This window comes from Paenibacillus sp. FSL K6-1096, assembly GCF_037977055.1.
In the GTDB taxonomy this organism is placed as follows: domain Bacteria; phylum Bacillota; class Bacilli; order Paenibacillales; family Paenibacillaceae; genus Paenibacillus_AQ.
The window spans coordinates 681,090-706,382 of sequence record NZ_CP150274.1 but is presented as its reverse complement, the minus strand read 5'-3'; the positions used below and the strand labels follow the sequence as shown (position 1 = coordinate 706,382).

Genomic DNA, 25,293 nt, shown 5'->3' with positions numbered 1-25,293 from the left:
TCAATGAGTCTAATCGCACAAACCCTCACAGCAGGTAATGGGGCGGGCGGTGGCGCGGCAACGTCTATTACAGGCGGAGCAAGCGGAGCCAATGTAACAAGCACAGCGGCTTCCAGTTCTGCAGCGCCTTTTGCCCAGACGCTGGTTCAGAGCATGGGCGGCACGCCCGCAGCTGCTCCGGCAACGACGGCTCCTGCTGCTGCTAATCTGGCCGCTTTGCTGCAGGGGCTTCTGAGTGCCGTGCAGACCAAAGCAGAGGATGCAGGAAATGCGGATACGCAGACAGCCCCCCTGCTGGAAGGCATTAAGCAGGATCTGGAGAAGCTGGACAGCAGTCTGGAGGCTGACCCGGGCTTGCTTGCAGCGCTTCAGGGCTGGCTGCTTCAGGTACCGGCCCTCCTCAACAGCAACACTGCTACGGTGCAGCAGAATGGAGCTGAAGCTGCGTCGGAGACAGCCGTTACTTTATCCCCGCTTGCCAGCAACCCGGAAACCCTGCGTTTTGCCGTTCAGGATGAACTGAACAGCCTGGTACAGCTGGTTCAGACGGCAGCGGTCAGCGAAGATCAGGAGACAGCTGTCAAAGGAGCGGCGCTTCTGAATCAATTCTCGGCTATTATGGCGGAGAGTGCACCTGTTAATCACAAGTCCATGGCTAACAAGGCTCCAGCAGTTGTTGATGCTCCAGCGGTGCCACTTAAACAGGCAACGGGAAGCGAGCCTAAGGCGGAAATGTATAGCAAGGCAGATTTGGCAGCGGATGTCCGCAGGCTATTGGGGGCTTCAGCGAGCACTCGTTCCATGCTGGAGGCAGCGGCTGCAGCTGGCAATTCCGCAGCGGTAACTGCACCTGAGGATTCCACTCCTGTTGCCGCGTTAGTGCCTGCCGCATTGAAGGAGACCGTGCTTGCAGAAGATCCTATGCCCGCTGGCGAAGGGGCAACTAAGGAGCCGGAGGTTGTAACGGCGGGCCAATTATCCCTGCGGCACGGAATTACAGCACCGCTCAAGTCAGAAGCCGCGCCTGTGCCGGTCCACCAATTCGCCCGGGAGATGAATTCGTTCATCGGCGGCAAGCTGGAGATCGTCCGCAAAGGCGGAGTGGCTGAAGCTACCATTACCTTGTTCCCTGAGAATCTGGGGCAGGTGGATGTGAAGATATCGATGCATAACGGTAATCTGGTTGCGCAATTCCTGACCCAGCACGCCGGAACCAAGGATATGCTGGAGCAGCAGATGAACCAGCTTCGCCTGGCGCTGCAATCCCAGGGGCTTCAGGTAGAACGGCTGGAAGTATCGCAGAACAGCTCTTCCCCGCAGTCACAGTGGACCGGACAACAAGGCCAGCAGGCAGGGGCAGGCAGCCAGCAGCAGGGCAGAAGATCAAGGGAACGTCAGGAAGAATCCGGAGATGCAGTATTGGCTGCGGAGCTGGGTGGAGAATGGAAGGATTGGGTCTCGGCTCAGCAGGAGCTTGCACAGGACGGCGGCTTCTCAGCCAAAGCATAGGGAACAAGTGAACAGACAAGTGAGGTGAGAAAAGCATGGCAACAACACCCCCCGTATCAACGAGTGATCAATGGAATTATGTAGTCGATAATAAGCCCAAGGCCACCGGCAGTTCTACACTCGGCAAGGATCAGTTCCTGAAGATTCTAATGACTCAGCTGCAGAATCAGGACCCGATGCAGCCGATGGAGGACAAGGAATTCATCGCCCAGATGGCCCAGTTCTCATCGGTTGAGCAGCTTATGAATATTTCAACCCAGCTTACGGCGATGAATCAGTCGCTGGGCTCGGTCTCCGGTCTGATCGGCAAGCAGATCACCTGGACGGATGCCGAGACGAAATTGCCGAAATCCGGCAATGTAGAATCCATTGTTGTCAGCAGCGGTGTCCAATACGCGGTTGTAGGCAAGGAGCGCATTGCGTTAACGGATGTCACGGAAATCCAGAATGCCGTTAGTGAAGCAGAAGCAGGCAGTGACTCTTCATCAGGCGGCGGGGAGAGCGGGGAGACGGCATGAGTGACCGCATAACTATCGGGCAGCTGTACCCCGGAACGGTTCATCCTTCTGCCCTGCAGCGTCCGTCATCCGTTAAGAATGCGGCAAGCTCCGAGGCTTCCTTCGAGAGTGTGCTGCAGAAGAATTTGCTGAAATTCAGCAATCATGCAGCGAGACGTCTGGAACAGCGGGGAATCGAGCTTGGCAGCCGCCAGCTGGATCAGATCTCCTCAGCTGTAGATAAGGCAGCCGCCAAGGGCAGCAAAGAGTCGCTGATCCTCATGAAGGACATGGCGTTAATCGTAAGTGTCGCCAACCGGACCGTGGTCACAGCCATGGACGGCCAGTCGATGAAAGACAATGTCTTCACGCAGATTGACAGTGCAGTAATTATATCTTGAACCGGCTGGTCCGAACTGGAGAGCCGGCAGCGGCCGCCGACCGACTGACGCGGCTGCGCCCATAGCTTCAACAATCCAATTCTTAAGAGTCTGAAGACTCTATATCCGGGAGGACGATAATTCATGTTAAGATCGATGTATTCAGGGGTTTCAGGTATGCGCGGTTTCCAGACGAAGCTGGATGTTATCGGTAACAATATCGCTAATGTCAATACCATCGGCTTCAAATCGGGGCGCGTCATGTTCAAGGATATTATGAGCCAGACCGTATCCGGGGTTACAGCACCTGGGGAAGAGGGACAAGGCGGAATCAATGCCAAACAAATCGGTCTCGGGGTATCGATCGGTTCCGTTGACACTATGCACACAGCTGGTAGTGCGATGACAACGAATAACCCTACAGATCTGCGGATCGATGGAGACGGGTTCTTTCTGGTGAAGCTCTCGGCTGACCAGGAGGTTCCGTTCCTGACCCGTGCCGGAGATTTCCATGTGGACGCCAACCGCAATCTGATTACATCGGATGGCTTAGCTGTCGTTGACGCCGGAGGCGGACCCATTCAGATTGGTGAAGATGTTACGGCATTCTCCATCTCCAGCAACGGTACGATTGTGCAGACGATGGCTGATGGTACTACGGAGAACGGTGTACAGATTGGGATCGGCAAGGTGAGTAATCCGTCGGGTCTGGAGAAGATTGGCGGTAATCTGTACCGGGTGACACTCAACGCTAATGCGGAGGGTGCGCTGGAGCCGACCACTGCCGGCAACGCGGAAGCGGGAACCGGCAGCATCGTTACTGGCCAGCTGGAGATGTCCAACGTTGACCTGACCGGCGAATTCACGGAGATGATTGTGACCCAGCGCGGCTTCCAGGCGAACTCGCGGATCATTACCACCTCTGACGAAGTGCTGCAGGAAGTGGTTAACCTGAAGCGTTAAGCTCACAGATTAGCTTAATACTTGCTTTATCCTGACATACTGCCGCCGGCAGGATTGTCGGAACAGTCGTGGGGGAGGAACTCCTCCCCCTATTTTTATTAGGAGGCCTGTTATGATTTCGGTAACAAGATTGAACGGGACGGCCATGTGGCTGAATGCCCTGTTGGTTGAAATGGTGGAGGAATCACCGGACACGTACATTACGCTGGTAACGGGCAAAAGGCTGATTGTGCGTGAGAAGGCCGATGAAGTCATTAACATGATCAAGGAATATAACAGGGACATAGGCACACATGCTGCCACCATTAAAGTCCAGTCGATGGAGGAGCTTTCATGAAAAAGATGCTGCCGTGGCTCATTACGATACTGCTGGCCATTACGCTTATCGTAGTCGCCGCATTCTTGCTGATGGACAAGATTTTCCCGAGTGATCCGAATGATGCGAACCAGGCTGTCCAGAACGTGGAAGCTAAAAAGCTCTCGGCTGATGAAATCGTCGAATTGACAGCCGAAATCACAGATATCAAAACTAACACTGCCGATCCCGATTACATCCTGTCAGTTGACATCGCGATTCAACTGGATTCAGCGAAGTCCAAGGAAGAATTCGAGAAGATAAAAACAATAAAGTTTGCACCGCTGATTATCAAAGCGATTGCCGATACGAAGCCCGAGGAGCTGAACGGGGCAGGCGGCAAGGACCAGTTCAACAGCAAGCTGGCGAACATGATCAATAAGAACTTGACTAAAGGTTCGATTACCCAGATTGAATTCACTAAATTTATACTGGCACCGATGTAGCTGCAGGCGGGTCGATTCTTTGATGGGGGGTGATTGAATTGGTTGATGTACTATCACAAAACGAAATTGATGCGCTGCTTGCTGCACTTTCATCCGGAGAGATGGATGCCGACGAACTTAAAAAAGAAGAGACCCAGAAGAAGATCCGCTCTTATGATTTCAAACGGGCTGTGCGCTTCTCCAAGGATCATATCCGCAGTCTCACACGGATACATGATAACTTTGCCCGCTATCTTACGACATACTTTTCGGCCCAATTACGTACCTTCGTGCAGATCAATGTCGTTCAGGTAGAGCAGCTCCCTTATGATGAGTTTATCCGCTCCATTCCGAAGATGACGATTCTGAACATCTTTGAAGCCGAGCCGCTGGAGGGCCGGATGGTCATGGAGGTTCACCCGAATATCGCCTTTGCCATGCTGGACCGGCTGCTGGGCGGCTTCGGAACAGCACCCTCCAAGATTAATGCGCTGACCGAGATTGAGACGACGATCATGGAGCGGATCTTCAGCCGGTGCTTTGAAAGCCTGCAGGAGGCCTGGAAAACGGTGCTTGATATCCATCCGCGGATGGAGGCACTGGAAACGAATCCGCAGTTCATGCAAATTGTATCGCCCAATGAGACGATTGCCCTGATCTCCCTCAGCACCAAAATCGGGGATACCACAGGGATGATCAACCTCTGTATTCCTCACGTTGTACTGGAGCCGATCATGTCGAGGCTGTCTGTACACCAGTGGTTTGTCTCCGAGAAGAAGGTGCGCGATGAGGTAGAGCTTGAAGCGATACGGGCGAGGGTCCACCGGGCCCAGCTTCCGATTGTGGCCGAGCTGGGCGAATCCAGGTTATCCATCGCTGAATTTCTCGGACTCAGTGTCGGCGACGTGATATCCCTGAACAAGACTGTGGATTCCGGTCTGTCGATCAAGGTAGGGGACAAGCTGAAATTCATCGGAAGTCCTGGGATGATCAAAGAACGTGTGGCTGTACAAATAGACGAGATTGTCAGCGAAGGGGTTGAAGAGTTTGACGAGTAAAGATTATTTGTCCCAGGAGGAGATCGATGCCCTTCTAAGACAGTCTGCGGAAGGCACCCTGGCTCCTTCACCGAAGACCGTGGATGATTACTTAACGCCGTTTGAACAGGATGCGCTGGGAGAGATCGGCAATATCACCTTTGGAAGTGCGGCGACCGCCTTGTCCACCCTCTTGGGCAAAAAGGTGGATATCACCACACCGAAGGTGTCGATCATAACCCGCGGAGAGTTCGAGGAGGCCTTCCCGAAACCTCATGTGGCGGTTCATGTGCAGTATGTGGACGGCTTCCAGGGGATCAATTCCCTGGTCATCAAGATCAGGGATGCGCAGGTCATTGCCGACCTGATGCTTGGCGGGGAAGGGCAGCCCAAGGATGAGGAGCTCAATGAGATCCATATCAGCGCCGTGCAGGAAGCGATGAACCAGATGATGGGCTCATCTGCTACCTCAATGTCAACGATCTTTAACCGGTTCGTCAACATCTCTCCGCCCGGCATCGATATTCTGAATATGTCCAGCGGTGAAGGGGTCGGCAGCCTGCCGGATGATGAAACTCTGATCCAGATTTCCTTCCGGCTGAAGATCGGTGATCTGATTGATTCGACCATCATGCAGCTGCTGCCGGTGCAGTTCGCCAAGGATATGGTGACCATGCTGCTAGGTGATGTCAGCCAGCCTGAGCCGGAAGCTGCGGCCGCGCCTCTGGAGAAGCCGGCACAGACTCCTCCGCCTGCCGCAGCAGCACCGGAGCCGCCGCAAGCGCCGCCTACAGCGCAGCAGCAGATGCCGGCGCCGGAAGTACCGGGATACCCGCCGCAGTATCCGCCGCAGGGACAGGGAATGCCGCCCTATCCGGGGATGCCGGAAGGCGGATATTATTACCCTCCGCAAGGGATGCCGGCGTATGGAATGCAGGGGATGCCGCCATACGGAATGCCGCCGCAGGGGACGCCGTATCAGCAGGCTCCGCCGCAGAATCCGGCACCGGGCCGCAACGTGAATGTGCAGCCTGTTCAGTTCGCTAATCTGAATGCCGGGGCATTCGGCAATATCGACGAAAATAATTTAAATTTATTGATGGACATACCCCTGAAGGTAACCGTAGAATTAGGAAGGACCCAGAAGCAGATCAAAGATATTCTGGAAATGTCGCAAGGTTCAATTATTGAACTGGACAAGCTGGCGGGCGAGCCTGTTGACATCCTAGTGAACAACAAGCTCATTGCCAAAGGGGAAGTCGTAGTTATCGACGAAAACTTTGGTGTCCGCGTTACCGATATCGTCAGCCAGTGGGACCGTATACAGAAATTACAATAAGCATACTTAGGGAGGATTTTGTAAAAATGGCTAACCGAATTCTAATCGTGGACGATGCAGCATTTATGAGAATGATGATCCGGGACATTTTGTCGAAGAACGGGTTTGAGGTTGTGGGTGAAGCCCAGGACGGTTCACAGGCGATTGAGAAATTCAAGGAACTGCGTCCGGATCTGATCACGATGGATATCACCATGCCTGAGATGGACGGAATCGCCGCCCTGAAAGAGATCAAGAAGGTAGATGCCAATGCCAAAGTCATCATGTGTTCAGCCATGGGTCAGCAGGCTATGGTTATTGATGCAATTCAAGCCGGCGCCAAGGACTTCATCGTGAAGCCGTTCCAGGCTGACCGGGTTATTGAAGCGATCAACAAAACGCTGGGTGTATAGGAATTAAGGTATGTTAGCCACTTCCGAAACGTTCGGAGACGGTAGTAGTGCCCTGCTGAATCTTTTGAAGGTTATCTTTGTGCTTGCAATCATTATTGTTCTTATCGTGCTGCTGATCCGTTTCCTGGGACGCCGCAATCAGACACTGATGAGCGGCCGTTCCATCCGCACGCTGGGCGCGCTGGGGCTTGGCCCGAATAAGTCGATTCAGATCATCGAGCTGGGCGGCAGCCTGTATCTTATAGGTGTAGGCGAGAACATCTCTATGATGGATAAGATTTCGGATCCGGCAGAGGTGGCGCTGATAATTTCCGCTTTTGAAGAGCAGTCTTCGGGAACGGAGAATTTCATTACACCGCTTGTCGCCAAGATCAGATCGAAGCTGCGCGGTGAGATTCCATCCGAGGAAATTGAACTTAGCGAGACTTCGTCCTTCTATGAGACCCTGCAATCCAAGCTGGCGCAGGCCCCTGAGCGCAAAGAGAAGCTGGAGGAGCTGCTAAGGGATGAGGATCTGAAGAAGCCGGGGGAATTATGAAAAAAAAGCTGATTCTTTCTTTACTGCTGCTTGGTGTATTCAGTGTCCTCCTGCTGCATCCGGTACATGCTGATCCGATCCCGAACATCAATATTGAGGTCGGAGGCAGCGGCGGATCAGGCGGAGGGACAAGCTCCATTTCAATTCTGCTGCTCGTAACGGTCCTGAGCATCGCTCCGGCATTCCTGGTCCTGATGACCAGCTTCACCCGGATTGTGATCGTGCTGGGCTTCGTCAGAACCTCGCTCGGTACCCAGCAGATGCCTCCGAACCAGGTGCTGGTAGGACTGGCGCTGTTCCTGACCTTGTTCATTATGTCGCCTACACTGGCCACCGTGAACGAGACGGCCTTACAGCCGTATATAAAGGGCACGCTGACCCAGAGCGAGGCGCTGAACAAGGCGCAGGAGCCGATTAAGGAATTCATGTTCAAGCAGACCAACACCAAGGACTTGCTGCTGTTCATGAACTATACCGGAAGCAAGGCTACGGCCAAGCCGGCCAGCTACAACGATATTCCGTTAACCGTCATGGTGCCGGCATTTGCAATCGGTGAGATGAAGAAGGCTTTTACGATGGGCTTTATGATCTTCATTCCTTTTCTCATTATCGATATTGTGGTGTCGAGCACCCTGATGGCGATGGGGATGATGATGCTGCCGCCGGTTATGATATCGCTGCCTTTCAAAATTATGCTATTCGTGCTGGTAGACGGGTGGTATCTGGTAGTCAAATCGCTGCTTATGAGTTTTAACACCTGATCTTTAAGAGGAGGCATACGGGATGAATCCGGATTTTATTATCGGCCTTGCCGGCCAAGCCGTGTATTTAGTGCTGGAAACCAGCGCCCCCATGCTGATCCTTGGTCTGGTGGTAGGACTGATCGTCAGTATTTTTCAAGCCACTACCCAGATTCAGGAGCAGACCCTGGCGTTTGTACCCAAAATCGTGGCCGTGCTGCTCGCCCTGCTGCTGTTTGGTCCGTGGATCATAACGAAGCTGGTCGATTTCACCAGCCAAATCCTGGGAAGCCTCTATATGTATATCGGTTGAGCTGATGAATATAGAGACCCTGGTGCAAAGTTTTCCTGTTTTTTTGCTGATTTTTTGTCGAATTACCGCCTTTTTTGTTGTTGTTCCTGTCTTTTCTTCGCAAAGTGTGCCGGCAACATTCAAAATTGGCCTGTCTTTTTTTGTATCGATGGTCATCTTCAGCTCTGGCGGCATGAGTGTTACGGTTGCGCAGGATCTCAGTTATGTGCTCCTGATTATGCGGGAGGCGCTGATCGGGCTGCTGCTCGGCTTTGTCGCCTACCTGATGTTCATGACGATTCAGACGGCAGGCTCGTTCATCGATATTCAGATCGGGTTCGGAATTGCCAACGTCATCGATCCGATGACCGGGGCATCCGCGCCGATTATCGGCAACTTCAAGTATATGATTGCGCTGCTGCTGTTCCTGAGCATGAACGGTCATCACTACCTGCTGGATGCCATCGTCTACAGCTACAAATGGGTGCCGCTGGACAATAATCTGTTCCTCACCATGATTGACGGCAGCCTGTCGGAATTTCTGGTCCGCACCTTTGCGCAGTCCTTCATGCTGGCCTTCCAGATGTCGGCCCCGCTGGTGGCAGCCCTGTTCCTGACGGATGTGGGCCTTGCCTTCCTGGCGAGAACGGCTCCGCAATACAATGTGTTTGTCATCGGCGTTCCGCTCAAAATTATTATAGGCCTGGCGCTGCTGCTGATTCTGATGCCGGGGATGGCTGCGCTGTTCCGTAACCTCTTCGACATTATGTTCGAGTCCATGCACAACCTGCTTGGCCTCATGGGGAAGAGCCCTTAGGCAGAGGTAAGGAGAGGGGATCACATGGCGAAGCGGCCACGGTACAAACTGAATCTTCAGCTGTTCGGCGGGGACAAGACCGAGAAGGCTACCCCCAAGAAACGGCAGGATGCCCGCAAGAAGGGCCAGGTTGCCAAAAGTGCAGAGCTGTCTGGTGCGGTCGTGCTGTTCTCGGCGCTGCTGTCCCTGAGTATTTTTGGCGGGTTCATGAAAGAACGGTTTATGAAGCTGTACACGGACGTGTTTCAGCACCGGATGATGCTGGAGGTCACGCCGGAGAATATCTCCACGCTGTTCAACCAGTACGGGCTGCAGATTCTGATTCTGCTCGCTCCCCTGCTGGGCATCACCTTCCTGCTGGCGCTGGTAGTGAACTTCGCGCAGGTGGGCTTCATGGCTTCAGGCGAAGGGATTACCCCGAAGTTCAGCAAGATTAACCCGATTAAAGGGTTCAAGAATATTTTCTCGACCCGTTCGTTTGTCGAATTTCTCAAATCGGTCTTCAAGCTCCTGCTGATTGCCTATCTGGTGTACAGCACACTCTGGGGGGAGAAGGAGAGCTTTGCCTCCCTCTCGCATGTTGATGCGGAAGGGGTCTACCGGTTCGCGGCGAAGCTGACGATGAGCCTGGGCATCAAGATTGCAGCGGCTCTTTTTATCATGGCTGTCCTGGACTATATCTACCAGAAATACGAGCATGAGAAAAGCCTGAAAATGTCCAAGCAGGACATTAAGGACGAGTACAAAAAGATGGAGGGCGACCCCATCATTAAAGGCAAGATCAGGGAGCGGCAGCGCAGAATGGCAATGCAGCGGATGATGCAGGAGGTCCCCAAGGCTGATGTCATCATCACCAACCCGACCCACTTTGCAGTAGCCCTGAAGTATGACGGTTCCACTATGGAGGCTCCGCAGATTATCGCCAAAGGCCAGGATTATGTAGCGCTCCGCATCAGGGAGCTGGCCAAGGAGCATGGTGTTGTTACGATGGAGAACAAGCCGCTGGCACGGGCATTATTCCAGAGAGCCGAGATTGGCGATGTGGTTCCGGCCGATCTGTTCCAGGCCGTTGCCGAAGTGCTGGCCTATGTATACAAGCTTAAAGGCAAGAGGAGATAAGCCGGGGGAGGAAAAGGACATTGAAAGCTAAAGACCTAACAGTTCTGCTGGGCATTATCGGTATTGTGCTGATGATGATTCTGCCTATCCCTGTCTGGCTTTTGGATGTACTGTTAATTATCAATATTTCGATAGCCCTAACTATTATATTGGTGGCTATGAATACGAAGGACCCGCTCCAATTCTCGATATTCCCTTCATTGCTCCTGATCACCACGCTGTTCCGGCTGGCCCTGAACCTGTCCACCACCAAGCTGATCCTTGCCGAAGGGCATGCCGGTGAGGTGGTTGCCACCTTCGGAAGCTGGATTGCGCGCGGGCAGATTGCCATCGGGTTCATCGTCTTCCTGATCCTGGTGGTCGTGCAGTTCATTGTTATCACTAAGGGCTCGGAGCGCGTGGCGGAGGTAGGTGCACGCTTCACCCTGGATGCTATGCCCGGCAAGCAGATGAGTATTGATGCGGATCTGAACGCGGGTATGATCAATGAACAGCAGGCGCGCGAGCGCCGCCGCAATGTAGAGCGCGAGGCGGACTTCTTCGGCGCCATGGACGGTGCGAGCAAATTCGTCAAAGGCGATGCTATTGCGAGTATTATTATCCTCATCATCAACCTGATCGGCGGGTTCATTATCGGAATGACGGTTCACGGCATGACGTTTCAGGCAGCGCTGTCGACCTATTCCGTGCTTACGATCGGGGACGGGCTGGTCAGCCAGATTCCGGCCTTGCTGATCTCTACCGCTGCGGGCCTGATCGTCACCCGGGCGGCTTCGGAGGGCAACCTGGCTGAGGATTTGACCGGGCAATTGCTGTCTTATCCGAAGCTGCTCTATATCGTGGCTGCTACCATTGCTTTCTTGGGCTTCTTCACCCCGATTACAATCATGTCCACCTTGCCGCTGGCAGGTCTGATGGCTTATGCGGCTTACAGCATGGGGCAGAAGGCTAACCGGCAGCAGATTGCCGATGAACAGCTGGTCGAGGAGAAGCAGATCGAAGAGGTGCGCAGTCCGGAGAGTGTAATCAATCTGCTGACGGTAGACCCGATAGAATTCGAATTCGGGTATGGCCTGATACCGCTGGCGGATACGGGGCAGGGCGGTGACCTGCTCGACAGAATCATCATGATTCGACGGCAATGTGCCCTGGAGATGGGTCTTGTCGTGCCGGTCATTCGCATCCGCGACAATATTCAACTGAAACCGAATGAATATGTCATCAAAATAAAAGGAAATACCGTGGGCGGCGGTGAATTATTACTTAATCACTATCTTGCCATGAGTCCCGGTTATGATGACGAGTCGATCAGCGGGATTGAGACGATCGAACCATCCTTTGGCCTGCCGGCTCTCTGGATCGATGAATCGGTGAAGGAACGTGCCGAATTGTCGGGCTATACGGTGGTTGACCCTCCTTCGGTTGTAGCGACGCATCTGACCGAGCTGATTAAGCGGCATGGCCATGAATTACTCGGACGCCAGGAGACGAAGCAGCTGGTTGACAATCTCAGAGAGAATTATCCTGTGCTGGTGGATGAGCTGATTCCGTCTATTCTGGCTGTCGGCGATATTCAGAAGGTGCTGGGCAAGCTGCTGCGCGAGAAGATCTCGATCCGCGATCTTGTGACCATCTTCGAGACGCTGGCTGATTACGGCACTTACACCAAGGACCCGGATGTTCTGACCGAGTATGTGCGGCAGTCTCTGTCGCGGCAGATCACCCAGCAGTTCTCACAGACGGGCGAGACGCTGCGGGTCATTACCGTCGGTCCGGGCCTGGAGAAAAAAATATCCGAAAGCGTGCAGCAGACGGAGCAAGGCAGTTATCTGGCGCTTGATCCGGTATCCACCCAAACCGTCTACCAGCGGCTGGCGGAGCAGATTAACCGTCTTCTGCAGTCCGGCCAGCAGCCGATTGTATTGACCTCCCCTACGATCCGCATGTATCTCCGCCAGGTCATTGAACGGACCATGCAGGATATACCGGTGTTGTCGTACAGCGAGCTGGAGCCAAACATTGAAATTCAAAGCGTCGGGGTGGTGAACTTATGAGAGTGAAGCGTTATGTGGTCGATACGATGCCTGACGCCATGCATTCGATCCGCAGCGAGCTGGGAAGCGATGCTGTCATCCTGAGCACCAAAGAGATTAAAGTCGGCGGTTTCATGGGCATGTTCACGAAGAAGAAGATTGAAGTGGTTGCCGCTGTGGAGAACGGGCCGAAGGCGGCTGATCCGGAACGGGCTCCCGTACAGCCGGTGCATGTGCCGCGAAGCGCTGTGCCGCAGGCCTACCAGAAGGCAGCGTCAGCCGCAGCGCCGCAGCCTGTCACGGTAAAGGAGGCGGCGGCTGGAAGCTCGTACGCCGAGGTAGCCGCTGCACTGGCTGAACTCCCTGATCAGGGAGGCGGAGTTGCGGTGAGTCCTCCTCTGGTGAAGACGGAGCTTCCGGAAGTCCCGGCCGAAGGCAAGCTGACGAATCCGCAGCCGCATCAGCCGGAATCTCCTCCAGGCGAGAGCCTGAAGCCGCTGCCGGCGGCCTATGAGGCGCCTTCGGCTGCTCAGCCTGTGCAGGCGGCAAGCGAGAGCGACGTCCTCCGCGAGATCCGGGATATGAAGCAGTGGATGGAGCGGATTGCGCGCTATTCGTCGGGAGCGGCCGAGCTGCCGGGTGCGCTGGAGAATCTGAAGCTGCGGCTGATCGACCAGGAGACGGATGCTGTGCTGGTTGATGAATGGATCAGCGAGGTGCTGGAGCGTTACCGGGAGGAAGGCAGCGGCTGGAGCCCGGAGCAGTTCGGAGAAGCGCTGCAGGAACAGATTGACGGCTTCCTCGACGGCCGGATTGCCGGCGGCATCTCCCCGGAGACGCGAATCGTATACATCGCCGGGCCGACGGGTGTCGGCAAGACGACAACGATTGCCAAGCTGGCGGCGGAGCAGCTGTTCAAGCAGGGCCGCAAGGTAGGGCTGATCACCTCGGATACATACCGTATCTCGGCCGTTGAACAGCTTAGAACGTATGCCTCCATCCTCAATATGCCGCTGGAGGTGGTCCAGTCGCCCGGTGATCTCCAGCGGGCCATGTTCCGGCTGGAGAGCTGTGATCTGGTGCTGATGGATACGGCAGGCCGGAATTACCGCAACGAGCTGCTGGTCGCGGAGCTGCAGAGCCTGCTGGCCAAGGAGCTGCCCAGCGAGACCTTCCTGGTGCTGAGCCTCACCTCCAAGAGCCGGGATATGAAGAAGATCGCCGAGCATTTCAGCCGCTACCCGCTGGATAAGGTTATTTTCACGAAGCTGGATGAGACGGGGAGCTATGGTCCGCTGTTCAATGTGCTGAACGATTTCCCGCTCAAGCTCTCCTATATCACCAACGGGCAGACGGTTCCTGACGATCTTCTTACGGCAAGTCCGGAGCAGGTTAGCGGGATGCTGCTGGGCACAGGGGGCGGATGATGGATCAGGCGCAATCGTTAAGACGGCTGGTGTCCAGCCAGGATGCCCGGCCGGCCTCCGGCAGCGGCAGCTCCGCCCGCATCATTACCGTATGCAGCGGTAAGGGGGGAGTCGGGAAGTCGAATTTCACCCTTAACTTTGCGCTTGCACTGAAAGCAATGGGGAAGCGGGTTCTGCTGTTCGATGCGGACATCGGGATGGCCAATATCGATGTGCTGATGGGCGTATCCGCAAAGTATAACCTGTATCACCTGCTCAAGCGGGAAGCTGATATCGGACAGATCATCCAGCACGGGCCGCAGGCCCTGCCTTTTATCGCCGGCGGCTCCGGGATGGATGAGCTGTTTACCCTTTCCGAGACCGATTTGAATTACTTTACCGCACAGATCGGCCTCATTGCCGATACGATGGATTACATCCTGTTTGACACAGGGGCGGGCCTCTCAAAGGAGACGATGAAGTTCATTACCTCTGCAGACGACTGCCTGGTGGTGACCACCCCGGAGCCTACAGCGATCACGGATGCGTACGCCTTAATGAAGGTGGTTCATCATTCCCATCCGGAGACGGCGTTCAGGCTGATTGTCAATCAGGCGGGAGATGAACGGGAGGCCCGGGCAACCAGCGACAAAATCTGCATGGCTGCCAGCCGCTTCCTCCAGCTTGAGCTTCCTGTCCTCGGGTATATCAGCAGTGATCCGCATGTTGTCCAGGCCGTAAAGAGACAAATTCCATTCTCAGTGGCTTTTCCGAACAGTATTGCAGCCAGGGATGTGCGCAGGCTTGCGCTGAGCTATCTGGCTGCTGATTCAGTAGAAACCGCTAAAGTGCAGGGCATCAGGGGATTTATCAGCAAGTGGTTGAAACGAAACAAATAATTGTTCTGAATCTGGGGGACAGAGGTGGAAATGATATGAGGCCTTATAAAGTTCTGGTGGTTGATGACTCTGCGTTTATGCGCAAGATCATTTCCGATTTAATAGAGAACGATGCGGATTTCCAGGTGACGGCAACCGCTGCTAACGGCCGCGAGGCGATTCAGAAGGTGAATGAGCTGCGGCCCGATCTCGTCACCATGGATGTGGAAATGCCGGAGATGAATGGACTGGAGGCGCTCAAGCTTATCATGGCCGAGCATCCCCTGCCTGTGATCATGCTGTCAGGCATTAATGAAGAGGGGATGAAGGAGACCATCCTGGCCTTGGAGTGGGGGGCTTTCGATTTCATCCGAAAGCCATCCATTTCAAACTCCCAGGATATCATCGCCGTGGGGGAATCCCTGCGGGAGCAGATGAAGGAGGCCATGCTGGCGCGTGAACAGCGTGCAGCCCGCGCTTCGGGCGTGAAGGCGCCGGAGCCGCCTCCGGCAGCGGAGCCTAAGGCTCCGAGAACGGTGAGGGAACCGGTGGTCCGGAAGCCCGAAGCGTTCAAGAAGGAAGCGGCGCCGCTGCGGGAGCCGCAGAAGGAAGCGGAGAAGCCGAAGCGTGCGCCTCTTGCGCCGCCGGCTGAACCGCCGAAGCCGCAGCCGCAGAAGGGCGGTGCGGACCCGGTGGCTCCAGGGCGCGCAGCCAAGCCGCCCGTGTCTACGCCGCCGGCAGCGAAGCCGGCGGCCGGCAGGCCCGGCAGCCGGAGCACGGAGGCTGCCGGCGCCGAGGCGATTGGCCTGCGGGCGGCTGCCGAGACGGCCGCGGGGGCCTTCATGGAGCCGCCTGCAGCCACCGGGCTGGGCGGCGGGACACGCAACCTGCGCAAGCTGGTTGCGGTTGGATGCTCTACGGGAGGACCGAGGGCGCTGAAGGCGTTCCTGGAGAAGATTCCCGGTGATTTTCCGGCCCCGATTGTCATTGTCCAGCATATGCCGCCTAACTTCACCAAATCGCTGGCCCAGCGGCTGAATACCTTCAGCGCGCTGGAGGTGGCCGAAGCGGAGCACGGCATGATTCTCCGCCAGGGCGCGGCTTATATCGCCCCCGGGGGATATCATCTGAAGGTGGTTCCGGCAACCGGCGGCCAATATGCGATCGAGCTTACCAAGGAAGAGGTCCGCAACGGGCATCGTCCTTCTGTAGATACACTGTTTGAATCGGTGCTGCAGCTTACCTCGCTGGAACGTCACGCCGTGCTCATGACCGGGATGGGCAGCGATGGGGCCCGTATGATGAAAGCACTCTACGATTCGGGTGTAACCTCTACCTTTGCGGAGAGCGAAGAGACCTGCGTGGTCTATGGAATGCCGCGCTCGGCAGTGGAGCTACAGTGTGTGAGATACATTCTGCCTTTGCAAGACATTGCTCCAAAGCTGGTACAAGCCGTTAAATAATGGAAAAGCGAACTCGAAGGGGAGGTGCTCGTTAGTGGACATGAACCAATATTTATCCATGTTTATTGATGAGTCAAATGATCATCTGCAGTCACTGAACGAAAGCATGATGGAACTGGAAGCAAATCCTGAGGACTTAAGCATTGTCCAGGTGATTTTCCGCTCCGCCCATACCTTGAAGGGTATGGCAGCTACAATGGGTTTTGAGGATTTGGCTTCGCTGACGCACCAGATGGAGAATGTGCTCGATCTGGTACGCAATAACAAACTGCGGATGCAGGATTTCATCTTCGACACCCTGTTCAAAAGTATTGACGCTCTGGAATCAATGGTTGAGGATATCACAGGCGGAGGCACGGGCAAGGCGGATGTCTCGGCAATTGTAGCCTCCCTCCAGGCCATTGTGCGCGGAGAGGTTCCTGCGGCGGGCGGAGCGGCTGCCGAGGTCACTGCGGCAGCCGCCGGCAATGCCTCCGGCGCGCAGGTATTCCTGGACGAATTCCAGTATTCCGTACTGGAGCAGTCATTGCAGGCAGGACATCAGGTGTTGTATGTGGATGTAGCGATCCGTAAGGATTGCCAGCTCAAAGCCGTGCGCGCCTACATGGTCTTCGATCTTCTGGAGCGCTCCGGAGAGGTCGTTAAGTCCTTCCCTTCGGTTCAGGATATCGAGCAGGAGAAATTCGATACCGGCTTCTCCCTCTATTACATAACCCAAAAGGATGCAAGCGAAATTCAGAAGATGATTCTGAACCTGTCGGAGATTGAGGCGGTTACAGCCGTGGCTCTTGATCAGGAATCGCTGCGCCAGATGGGGCAGGACAGTGTGGCTGCTACCGCAGAAGCTCCTGCTCCTGTGCAGACTGCGGCTCCGGCAGCAGCCCCTGCGACCGCCGCCGCTGCGCCCGCAAGGGAAGACAGCGGCAAGGCGGCTCCGGCCCGAGCGGGCGGAGCGCCTTCGCCTTCCCGGACCATCCGTGTCGATATTGAGCGCCTGGATGTTCTGATGAACCTGTTCAGCGAGCTGCTGATTGACCGGGTCCGGCTGGAGCAGCTGGCTTCCGAAGTCCAGAACAGCGACCTTACCGAGACGGTTGAGCATATGGGCCGGGTCAGTGGGGATCTGCAGAATATCGTCATGAAGCTGCGCATGGTGCCGGTGGATACGGTATTCAACCGGTTCCCGCGGATGATCCGCGATCTGGCCAAATCGCTCGACAAAAAGGTAGAGCTGATCATCACCGGCGCCGATACAGAGATGGACCGCACTGTAATTGACGAGATTGGCGATCCGCTGGTGCATCTGCTGCGCAATGCGGTGGACCACGGCATTGAATCGGTGGCAGACCGCACCGCCGCCGGGAAACCGGAGACCGGCACGGTTCAGCTGCGGGCCTTCCATAGCGGTAACCACGTCTTCATTGAGATTGAAGAGGACGGAAGGGGCATTTATCCGAAGAAGGTTCTGGCCTCGGCCGTCAAGAAGGGGACGATTACCCAGGAGCAGGCTAATTCGATGTCGGATGATGAAGCCTATCAGCTCCTATTCGCCCCGGGCTTCAGTACGGCAGAGGTCATCTCCGACGTCTCGGGCCGCGGAGTCGGCCTGGATGTGGTCAAAGCCAAAATCTCCTCGCTGGGCGGTAACGTCACGATCTACTCCACGCCGGGCAAAGGCACTAACTTCTCAGTGCAGCTTCCGCTCACTCTATCGATCATTGCCGCGATGCTGGTCCGGCTGGGCTCCGAGAAATATGCCATTCCTCTTTCATCTATCGTGGAGACGGGCATCGTGAAGCAAACCCAGATCCGCACCATTCACGGCAACAGAATGGTAGAGTTCCGGGGCAGTCATATTCCGCTGGTATCGCTGAGCAAGATCTTCGCTATTCCGGACTACGATGAGAGCACGGAGGAGGAGACCGAGATTGTCGTCGTGCGCAAGGGGGAACGGTTAGTTGCCCTGGCAGTGCAGGACTTCATCGGACAGAACGAAATTGTAATCAAGAACCTCGGCAAGTATCTGCCTGAGGTGCAGGGCATCTCCGGGGCAACCATTCTCGGGGACGGGCAGGTAGCGCTTATCATTGATCCGAATGCTTTCATCAAATAATGAGGATAGAACAGGGAGGTTCATTCCATGGCTGAAGATATCAAAGTAATCGTATTCAAGCTTGGCACTGAAGAATACGGCATTGAAGTGGAGAAGGTCCAGACGATTGAACGCATGATGCCGATTACCCGTGTACCGAAGACTTATTCATTCATCAAAGGGGTAATCAATCTGCGCGGAGTGGTCATTCCGGTGATTGATCTGCGCGGCCGGTTCGGGATCGAGGAAGCGGAGCATACCGACCAGACCCGGATCATCATTGTGAATGTCAATGAGATGGAGGTCGGCTTCATCGTCGATTCCGCCAACGATGTCATTGATCTGAACCGCGATATCATTGATGTTCCGCCGGATGTAGTGGGCGGCATCAAGGCGAAGTATCTGGACGGGGTGGCCAAAATTGGAGATGACCGTCTGCTGATTATGCTCAACCTGTCCGAGGTGCTCAACAAGAGCGAAATCGTGCAGCTTGAAGGCCTGGAGGGATAGCCTGTGGAGCTATTCAAGAACTTCAAGGACTTCAAAATGGACGTGCTCAAGGAGGTCGGGAATATTGGGGCCGGCAATGCCGCCACCGCGCTGTCGCAGCTGCTCAATAAACCGATCGATATGGCGGTGCCGAAGGTCCAGCTCCTCAGCTTCGAGGAGATTACCGATAAGGTGGGCGGTGCGGAAGAACTCGTATATGCGGTATTCCTGCGGGTGGAAGGCGAAGCTCCCGGTAATCTGTTCTTCATACTGGCCCCGGAGGCTGCCACCAATCTGCTCAGCCGGATTGCCGGAATTGAAGTGTCCGGCAGCGGCGAGCTGAGTGAGATGGAGCTGTCGGCGCTCAGCGAGATCGGCAATATTCTGGCCGGCTCCTACCTGTCCTCCCTGGCTGATTTCACCTCGTTGTCCATGTACCCTACGGTGCCGGCGCTGGCGATGGATATGGCCGGAGCTATTCTCGGCTACGGGCTGCTGCAATTCGGTCAGATGGGCGATGACGCGCTGCTGATCGACACGACCTTCCTGGAAGGCCAGAATGAAATTGAAGGGCAATTCTTCCTAATACCCGATCCGGAATCATTCCCCAAAATCTTCAAGGCCCTGGGAGTACCGTTCGACAATGATTGAAGAGCAAAGCATCATTAAAGTAGGCATGGCGGATCTTAATGTGGGCGGCCAGGATAGTCTTATCCGTACGACCGGTCTTGGCTCCTGCGTTGGCCTGACGCTGTTCGACCCCGGCAAAAAGCTGGCGGGCATGGCTCATGTCATGCTGCCTTCGTCAGACATCGCGCGGGAAGGGCAGCTGAATATCGCCAAGTTCGCCGATACTGCTGTGCCGGAGCTGTTATCGCGCCTGCTTGCGCTGGGGGCGGTCAGAAGCCGGATTGTGGCCAAGATGGCCGGAGGCTCGCAGATGTTCGCCTTTGCGGGCGGGAGTGACACCATGAGGATCGGGCCTCGTAACGTGGAATCCTGCAAGCTTGCTCTTGACGCGCTTCGTATTCCTCTGATCGCTGAGGATACGGGCGGCAACTACGGACGCACGATAGAAATCTCCTGTAATACCGGAGTGATTTTTATCCGCAGCGTTCAAAAAGGCCAGAAGGAAATATAGCCATGAGCAGGAAGCTATTGCTTAATGTAGCAGCCGGGCTCGCAGGGTTTGTCATTACCTTTCTGGCAAACAACGGGCATAACACAGTGGGAACCAGTCTGATCCGGGGCGTTTACGGATTTATCATCTGGTTTGTGCTTGCTTTTCTCCTGAGATGGGTACTCAGTGTTATTACCGGGAAATCTGCGGCAGCTGAGGATGCCGAGTCCGGTCCCTCCGGTCAGGGGGATGCTCTTGGAGGAAGGCTTGATATCAGTACACCTGATGAAGAGCAGGAGCTGAAGGATCTGCTGACCCCCAAGAAGGACAAGGAGAGCGCGGATCACGGGGATTTCAAGCCGTTACAGCCTCCAAAGCTGGTCTCGATGAAAGATCCTGAAGAATTGGCCAAGGCCGTTCGTCACCTGAAAGAAGAATAAGCGAGTGCTGCGGCATAGGTCCGTATTTCCCGCGCCGCATCAGGCCCGCTGACTACACTTTGGGAAGGGTGAAAGCCGTTGAACGAGCGCAAAGCAGCTCAGTCGGAAACAGATATGCTCTGGGAGCAATGGAAAGAACACGGTGATCCTGAAGCCAAAAAAAAGCTGATTGAGAGTTATCTTCATATTGTTGATTACGTATCCAGCCGTCTGGCGGTAGGCCTGCCCAAAAACGTGTCCAAGGATGATCTGGCCAGCAACGGTGTGATGGGGCTGATTGACGCCATTGAGAAGTTCGACTACAAGCGGGGGCTTCAATTCCAGACCTATGCCTCCTGGCGGGTAAGAGGGGCTATCCTCGATTCACTGCGGCAAAGCGACTGGGTTCCGAGATCGGTCCGGGAGAAAGCCAAAAAAATTGAGGATGCTTACCAGCAGCTGGAACAGAAGTATCTGCGGTCCGTAAGTGACGAGGAAATGAGCCAGTATCTGAATATTTCGGAGACGGAGTTTCAGACCATGCTGCAGGATGTTGCGGTGATGTCGCTCTGTTCATTGGAAGATCCTATTCGTGAAGAAGAATCCGAGACGCGCATGTCCATTCTGGTGGACGACAAGGCCAAGAATCCGGACCGTAAAGTAAATGAGTTCTATCTGCGGGATACACTTACCAAGGGCATCGAGAAATTAACAGTGAAAGAACGGACCGTAGTGTCCCTTTTATATTATGAAGATTTATCTTTAAGCGAGATAGCCGAGGTGATGTCGTTATCGCCTTCACGGATCTCGCAGCTTCATTCCAAAGCGATTTTGCGGCTAAGGGGTACACTTGAGAAGAACCGGGACCTTCTGATGCAAAATGATTAACCGGGCGACGGTGACAAGGGGGAGCAGAATTGATCGGTCAATATGTATTGAGCCAATACCTGAGTATTACATTCTCGGATGATAAGGGAATTGCTTACCTTCAATTCATCAAGAAGGATGAGAATTTCTCCTGTTCGGTCGAAGATCTTGACAGCTTCCTGTACAGTCACAATATTCGTTTCGGCATCCAGCGCGACATTGTCCAGCGGATCAGCAGCAATCCGGAGGAGTATTTCTGGAACAGAGTGCCCATCGCCATCGGGGAGCCAGCAGTGAACGGCAAGGACGGCCGTGTCATTCTGACCGTGGATTTGGAAGAAGACCGCAGGCCTCTGGAGAAGGAGGACGGCAAGGTCGATTATAAAGAGCTGGTGCGGCTGCATAATGTGAGAAAAGGCCAACTCATTGCCAAGGCGATTCCTGCAGAGAGCGGAGTTCCCGGCAAGATGGTCACCGGCGAAGAGATTCCCTGCCGGGCAGGAAAAGATGCCCGCTTCAAGGTAGGCAAGAATGTGCTGGTGGATCAGGAAGAGACCTCGATGTACGCGGCCATTGACGGATTGGTTACGCTAACAGACAAAGGGAAGATTAACGTTTTCCCGGTGTATGAGGTGAACGGGGATGTGGATTACAGCACAGGCAATATTGATTTCGTGGGTACGGTAGTCATTCGCGGCAATGTGCTTACCGGCTTCACCGTCAAATCCGCAGGAGATATCCGGGTGGTTGGCGGGGTGGAGGGTGCTGAGCTTATCTCAGGCGGCTCCATCGAGATCACCGGGGGAATTATCGGCTACAATAAAGGTCTTGTAAACGCCGGACAGAACGTCAAGGTCTCCTTCATCCAGGACGGCAATGTAGTTGCAGGTGAGGATATCATCGTCTCGCAGAGCATTATGCATTCCAATATCCGGGCAGGACGTGATGTGCTCTGCAACGGCTCCAAGGGCCTGATTGTCGGAGGGATTGTGCAGGCAGGGGACCGGGTAGTTGCCCGAACCATCGGGAATACGATGTCCACCGCTACAGCAATTGAGGTGGGAGTTGTTCCTGAGCTGCGAAACGAGATGAATGAGCTGCGCCAGGAGCTGCGCCAGCTCTTAGAGAACGAGGATAAGACGAACAAAGCGCTGTATCTGCTGGGCCAGCTGGCGAACAACGGCCAACTCCCGCCGGATAAGGTTGCCCTCCGGGTGAAGCTCAATGCAACGAAGCAATCCCATCTGCGCGAGGAGAAGAGAATTAAAGAGCGTGTGCTGGAAATTGAACGGATGCTGGAGGATACCGGCAGAGCCAGAGTGGACGTCATCAAAACGATCTATGGCGGCTCCAAAATCGTGATCGGCAGGTACACGCGCTTCGTCAAGGACCCTACTGAGCGGGTATCCTTCATATACAGCGAAGGGGATATCTCCATTACGCCGTACATCTAATCAGGCAGGCAGCTTAGGGCGGCCTGCCATTCCTTGATTCTGAAATCTATCACGGAAGAAGAGGGATCGTATGAGTATGAAGCCGGTGGAACTGCAAATTGCCCTGCCCCGCACCCATGATGCGGGCAGAGTCCAGAATAACCTGCAGCAGCGTCCTGCGCTTGACCAGCAGCAGCTGGCCGGCCAGAACGTCAAGCAGACCCAGGAGATTGCGCAGCGCAGCAGCGAGGTGGACGAGTCTGCAGAATCGGCGCTGCGGGACGGCGGGAAGGGAAGCCGTCCCGGGAGCCAGGCCTATCCCCGCAAGCAGGAGAAGCCGGAGGATACCCATGAAGCCGAACACCCCTATAAGGGGCACCGTATTGATTTCAGTCTTTGAGAGGCTGGCAAGAATTGAACGCAGAAGGAGATTAGACATTTGGAACCATGGGTATACATCGTGCTGGCAGGCGCAGCCGCTATGGTCTATGCCCTGCGGCTGCCGGCCAGAACCGGCAGGGAGGACTCGGAGGAGAAGAAGAGCCTGAAGGAAGCGGAGAAGGCTCTGGAGCTGTATATGGCTGACATTGAGCGTGAGAATTCGGAGCTGATTCAGCTTGTCGGCAGCATCAAAACACAGTCGCAGGCGAACAAAGCCGCCCTGCAGGAAGAGATTAGCGCCCTGCGCGGACAGGTTACCGGGCTGGAGAAGAGCCTGCTGCTGCTGGATGCCAGGCTCACTGCCGAAGAGAAGGGCCTGCTTCAGCTGACGGCTGCCTTCGGAAGAGAGGCGGCAGGCCCCTCAGCCGGTAATCCGCCGGCTGAACAAGCGGAGGCTCCAGCGGAAGCGCCCCCGGCCAAGCCGAAGCCGGTCAGCTCGGTCAAGCTGCGGTATCCGCGGCTGTTCGAGCTGCATGAGCAGGGCAAATCCATCGATTCCATCGCCAGAACTGCCGGTCTTCAGCGGGGTGAAGTGCAGCTGATTCTGCAGCTGGCCGCGCAGGAGGAATCCGTATGATGAAGAACCGCTACTTCATGCTGGGATTGGGCGCCGGCCTGATCGCCGGGGCTCTGCTGCTCCAGCTGATGATCGCCGGCAGGGCCGCGCCGATGACCCGGGAGGAGCTTGTACGTGAAGCAGCCCGCCTGAACCTGACGGTGGTTGACCCTGCGGATGCTGCTGCTCAAGCTACAGCATCGCCGGATGAAGGGGCACCGGGCGGACCGGCCCAAGGAGTCGATGGGGAGCCTGCCGCTGAAGCGACGCAGGCTGCGGTACCTTCGGCGACTCCTGCTCCGGCAGCCACCCCGAAGGCGGCTGCCGCGCCAAGTGCGGCGGCAACGCCGGGAAGCCCGTCCGCCCCGGCGCAGCCGGAGAGCAGTCCGGCAGGCGGGGAGGCCAAGGCTCCGGCCGCGCCGGAATCGCCGGAGAGTGCTGCGAACGGAGCGATATCCGTAAGGATTCCTACGGGCATTACGCTTGCCCAGACCGCAGATGTGCTGGCCGAGGCAGGCGTTATTCAGGACAAGGATAAGTTCCTTCAGGCCGCAAACAGCCGCAAGGTCAACAAAATCATTCAATACGGCAGCTACAGCTTCGCCAAGGGCGAGAGCATTAACTCGATTATTGACAAGCTGATTACGGTCAAAAAATAATCGTGCCCAAAATGAATAACTTTGCAGTAATCGTTGCACAGGCTGTTTTAATATGTTATAGTAATTGACGGTGTTAAAACACACGCCGGTTGATTTCGACAAGGGGTGCTTTCTTCTGAAGAAAGTCTTGCCGAAAGATGACACGCGGCGGAGGAGACACACAATAAACCAAACCTAGGAGGTGTGTGAAGATGGCAGTAATCTCCATGAAACAGCTTCTCGAAGCTGGGGTTCACTTCGGTCACCAGACCCGTCGTTGGAATCCTAAGATGGATCGTTATATCTTCACTGAAAGAAACGGAATTTACATTATTGACCTGCAAAAGACAGTCAAAAAGGTAGAGGAAGCTTACAACTTTGTAAAGAGCGTGGCTGGCGACAACGGCACAATCCTGTTCGTGGGAACCAAAAAGCAGGCACAGGATTCCGTTAAGGAAGAAGCTGAACGTTCCGGCATGTTCTTCATCAACCAGCGCTGGCTGGGCGGTACCCTGACTAACTTCCAGACGATTCAGAAGCGTATTGACCGCCTGAAGAAGCTTGAAGCTTGGGAAGAAGACGGTACCTTCGCAGTACTGCCTAAGAAAGAAGTTATCCTTCTCCGCAAAGAGAAAGATCGTCTTGAGAAATTCCTCGGCGGTATCAAGAACATGAAGGGCCTTCCAAGCGCCCTGTTCATCATTGATCCTCGCAAAGAGCGTATTGCAGTAGCGGAAGCCCGCAAATTGGGTATTCCAATCGTGGCTATCGTTGATACAAACTGCGATCCGGACGAAATCGACTACGTTATCCCGGGTAATGACGACGCGATCCGCGCCGTGAAGCTCCTGACTGGTAAAATGGCTGATGCCGTTGTTGAAGCTCACCAAGGCGAAGATACAACTACAGCCTAAGTAGTAACCGGAACATAAACAAGAACTTAAATGAAAAGGGTGGTTGGCAGGTGGATAACCTCTCACTGCCCTTTTTTTAAGATGCAAGCAAGTATGGCTTGGCGTAAGCGTGCGATAACGACTATGATCTGGAGGGAATAA

At 55.0% G+C, this 25,293-nt stretch carries 29 protein-coding genes; all 29 read left to right on the top strand.

Annotation, left to right across the window (positions count from 1 at the left end; all coding sequences use genetic code 11):
- Positions 1 to 3 precede the first annotated feature (3 nt).
- Positions 4 to 1,509: a flagellar hook-length control protein FliK gene (locus MHI24_RS03155; protein WP_340024106.1), complete on the top strand. Its 1,506-nt coding sequence runs from the start codon at positions 4 to 6 to the stop codon at positions 1,507 to 1,509.
- A 35-nt stretch (positions 1,510 to 1,544) separates the two neighbouring features.
- Positions 1,545 to 2,027 carry a flagellar hook capping FlgD N-terminal domain-containing protein gene (locus MHI24_RS03150; protein ID WP_340024105.1) on the top strand — a complete coding sequence of 161 codons (483 nt, stop codon included), beginning with the start codon at positions 1,545 to 1,547 and terminating at the stop codon, positions 2,025 to 2,027.
- Entirely contained in the window at positions 2,024 to 2,407 is a 384-nt protein-coding gene (locus MHI24_RS03145; protein WP_340024104.1) for a TIGR02530 family flagellar biosynthesis protein, read from the top strand. Before MHI24_RS03150 ends, MHI24_RS03145 begins: the two co-directional genes overlap by 4 nt.
- Before the next feature lie 123 nt (positions 2,408 to 2,530).
- Complete coding sequence (flgG, locus tag MHI24_RS03140; RefSeq protein ID WP_340024103.1) at positions 2,531 to 3,349, top strand: flagellar basal body rod protein FlgG; 819 nt, start codon at positions 2,531 to 2,533, stop codon at positions 3,347 to 3,349.
- A gap of 112 nt (positions 3,350 to 3,461) precedes the next feature.
- Positions 3,462 to 3,686 (top strand): flagellar FlbD family protein, encoded by a 225-nt coding sequence (locus MHI24_RS03135; RefSeq protein ID WP_340024102.1) that lies wholly within the window; start codon positions 3,462 to 3,464, stop codon positions 3,684 to 3,686.
- Positions 3,683 to 4,150, top strand: coding sequence for a flagellar basal body-associated FliL family protein (locus MHI24_RS03130; RefSeq protein ID WP_340024101.1), 468 nt, complete (start codon positions 3,683 to 3,685; stop codon positions 4,148 to 4,150). The genes MHI24_RS03135 and MHI24_RS03130 overlap by 4 nt, the downstream gene beginning before the upstream one ends.
- A 38-nt stretch (positions 4,151 to 4,188) precedes the next feature.
- Complete coding sequence (gene fliM, locus MHI24_RS03125) at positions 4,189 to 5,187, top strand: flagellar motor switch protein FliM (protein WP_340024100.1); 999 nt, start codon at positions 4,189 to 4,191, stop codon at positions 5,185 to 5,187.
- Positions 5,177 to 6,505 (top strand): flagellar motor switch phosphatase FliY, encoded by a 1,329-nt coding sequence (fliY, locus tag MHI24_RS03120; RefSeq protein WP_340024099.1) that lies wholly within the window; start codon positions 5,177 to 5,179, stop codon positions 6,503 to 6,505. Before fliM ends, fliY begins: the two co-directional genes overlap by 11 nt.
- Before the next feature lie 26 nt (positions 6,506 to 6,531).
- The gene (locus MHI24_RS03115; protein ID WP_019910416.1) at positions 6,532 to 6,897 is read left to right on the top strand and encodes a response regulator; all 366 of its coding nucleotides are present in this window, start codon (positions 6,532 to 6,534) and stop codon (positions 6,895 to 6,897) included.
- Between the two features lie 10 nt (positions 6,898 to 6,907).
- Positions 6,908 to 7,435, top strand: coding sequence for a flagellar biosynthetic protein FliO (locus MHI24_RS03110; RefSeq protein ID WP_340024098.1), 528 nt, complete (start codon positions 6,908 to 6,910; stop codon positions 7,433 to 7,435).
- Positions 7,432 to 8,196, top strand: coding sequence for a flagellar type III secretion system pore protein FliP (gene fliP / locus MHI24_RS03105; protein ID WP_340024097.1), 765 nt, complete (start codon positions 7,432 to 7,434; stop codon positions 8,194 to 8,196). Before MHI24_RS03110 ends, fliP begins: the two co-directional genes overlap by 4 nt.
- Before the next feature lie 22 nt (positions 8,197 to 8,218).
- Positions 8,219 to 8,488 (top strand): flagellar biosynthesis protein FliQ, encoded by a 270-nt coding sequence (fliQ, locus tag MHI24_RS03100; RefSeq protein WP_340024096.1) that lies wholly within the window; start codon positions 8,219 to 8,221, stop codon positions 8,486 to 8,488.
- A gap of 4 nt (positions 8,489 to 8,492) precedes the next feature.
- Positions 8,493 to 9,284, top strand: a complete 792-nt coding sequence (gene fliR, locus MHI24_RS03095; protein WP_340024094.1) for a flagellar biosynthetic protein FliR — start codon at positions 8,493 to 8,495, stop codon at positions 9,282 to 9,284.
- 24 nt (positions 9,285 to 9,308) lie between these two features.
- The gene (gene flhB, locus MHI24_RS03090) at positions 9,309 to 10,403 is read left to right on the top strand and encodes a flagellar biosynthesis protein FlhB (RefSeq protein WP_340024093.1); all 1,095 of its coding nucleotides are present in this window, start codon (positions 9,309 to 9,311) and stop codon (positions 10,401 to 10,403) included.
- Between the two features lie 20 nt (positions 10,404 to 10,423).
- Entirely contained in the window at positions 10,424 to 12,457 is a 2,034-nt protein-coding gene (gene flhA, locus MHI24_RS03085; RefSeq protein ID WP_340024092.1) for a flagellar biosynthesis protein FlhA, read from the top strand.
- Positions 12,454 to 13,863, top strand: coding sequence for a flagellar biosynthesis protein FlhF (gene flhF / locus MHI24_RS03080; protein WP_340024091.1), 1,410 nt, complete (start codon positions 12,454 to 12,456; stop codon positions 13,861 to 13,863). Before flhA ends, flhF begins: the two co-directional genes overlap by 4 nt.
- The gene (locus MHI24_RS03075; RefSeq protein ID WP_340024090.1) at positions 13,860 to 14,741 is read left to right on the top strand and encodes a MinD/ParA family protein; all 882 of its coding nucleotides are present in this window, start codon (positions 13,860 to 13,862) and stop codon (positions 14,739 to 14,741) included. The genes flhF and MHI24_RS03075 overlap by 4 nt, the downstream gene beginning before the upstream one ends.
- A 35-nt stretch (positions 14,742 to 14,776) precedes the next feature.
- On the top strand, positions 14,777 to 16,183 hold the full coding sequence (locus tag MHI24_RS03070; protein WP_340024088.1) for a chemotaxis response regulator protein-glutamate methylesterase: 1,407 nt from the start codon (positions 14,777 to 14,779) through the stop codon (positions 16,181 to 16,183).
- Between the two features lie 34 nt (positions 16,184 to 16,217).
- Complete coding sequence (locus MHI24_RS03065) at positions 16,218 to 18,296, top strand: chemotaxis protein CheA (RefSeq protein WP_340024087.1); 2,079 nt, start codon at positions 16,218 to 16,220, stop codon at positions 18,294 to 18,296.
- Positions 18,297 to 18,323: 27 nt separating this feature from the next.
- Positions 18,324 to 18,785: a chemotaxis protein CheW gene (locus MHI24_RS03060; protein WP_238653772.1), complete on the top strand. Its 462-nt coding sequence runs from the start codon at positions 18,324 to 18,326 to the stop codon at positions 18,783 to 18,785.
- A gap of 3 nt (positions 18,786 to 18,788) precedes the next feature.
- Positions 18,789 to 19,415 carry a chemotaxis protein CheC gene (locus tag MHI24_RS03055; RefSeq protein WP_340024086.1) on the top strand — a complete coding sequence of 209 codons (627 nt, stop codon included), beginning with the start codon at positions 18,789 to 18,791 and terminating at the stop codon, positions 19,413 to 19,415.
- Positions 19,408 to 19,905: a chemotaxis protein CheD gene (locus MHI24_RS03050; protein ID WP_238653770.1), complete on the top strand. Its 498-nt coding sequence runs from the start codon at positions 19,408 to 19,410 to the stop codon at positions 19,903 to 19,905. The genes MHI24_RS03055 and MHI24_RS03050 overlap by 8 nt, the downstream gene beginning before the upstream one ends.
- A 2-nt stretch (positions 19,906 to 19,907) precedes the next feature.
- Positions 19,908 to 20,324 (top strand): hypothetical protein, encoded by a 417-nt coding sequence (locus tag MHI24_RS03045; RefSeq protein ID WP_340024085.1) that lies wholly within the window; start codon positions 19,908 to 19,910, stop codon positions 20,322 to 20,324.
- 78 nt (positions 20,325 to 20,402) lie between these two features.
- Positions 20,403 to 21,191 carry a FliA/WhiG family RNA polymerase sigma factor gene (locus MHI24_RS03040; RefSeq protein ID WP_340024084.1) on the top strand — a complete coding sequence of 263 codons (789 nt, stop codon included), beginning with the start codon at positions 20,403 to 20,405 and terminating at the stop codon, positions 21,189 to 21,191.
- A gap of 29 nt (positions 21,192 to 21,220) precedes the next feature.
- A complete protein-coding gene (locus MHI24_RS03035) occupies positions 21,221 to 22,624 on the top strand; it encodes a FapA family protein (RefSeq protein WP_340024083.1) in 1,404 nt (467 codons plus the stop codon).
- Positions 22,625 to 22,694: 70 nt separating this feature from the next.
- The gene (locus MHI24_RS03030) at positions 22,695 to 23,003 is read left to right on the top strand and encodes a hypothetical protein (protein ID WP_340024082.1); all 309 of its coding nucleotides are present in this window, start codon (positions 22,695 to 22,697) and stop codon (positions 23,001 to 23,003) included.
- Positions 23,004 to 23,042: 39 nt separating this feature from the next.
- Positions 23,043 to 23,621, top strand: a complete 579-nt coding sequence (locus tag MHI24_RS03025; protein ID WP_340024081.1) for a hypothetical protein — start codon at positions 23,043 to 23,045, stop codon at positions 23,619 to 23,621.
- The gene (locus MHI24_RS03020) at positions 23,618 to 24,259 is read left to right on the top strand and encodes a hypothetical protein (protein WP_340024080.1); all 642 of its coding nucleotides are present in this window, start codon (positions 23,618 to 23,620) and stop codon (positions 24,257 to 24,259) included. Before MHI24_RS03025 ends, MHI24_RS03020 begins: the two co-directional genes overlap by 4 nt.
- A gap of 191 nt (positions 24,260 to 24,450) precedes the next feature.
- Positions 24,451 to 25,152, top strand: a complete 702-nt coding sequence (gene rpsB / locus MHI24_RS03015) for a 30S ribosomal protein S2 (RefSeq protein ID WP_036692565.1) — start codon at positions 24,451 to 24,453, stop codon at positions 25,150 to 25,152.
- Positions 25,153 to 25,293 lie beyond the last annotated feature (141 nt).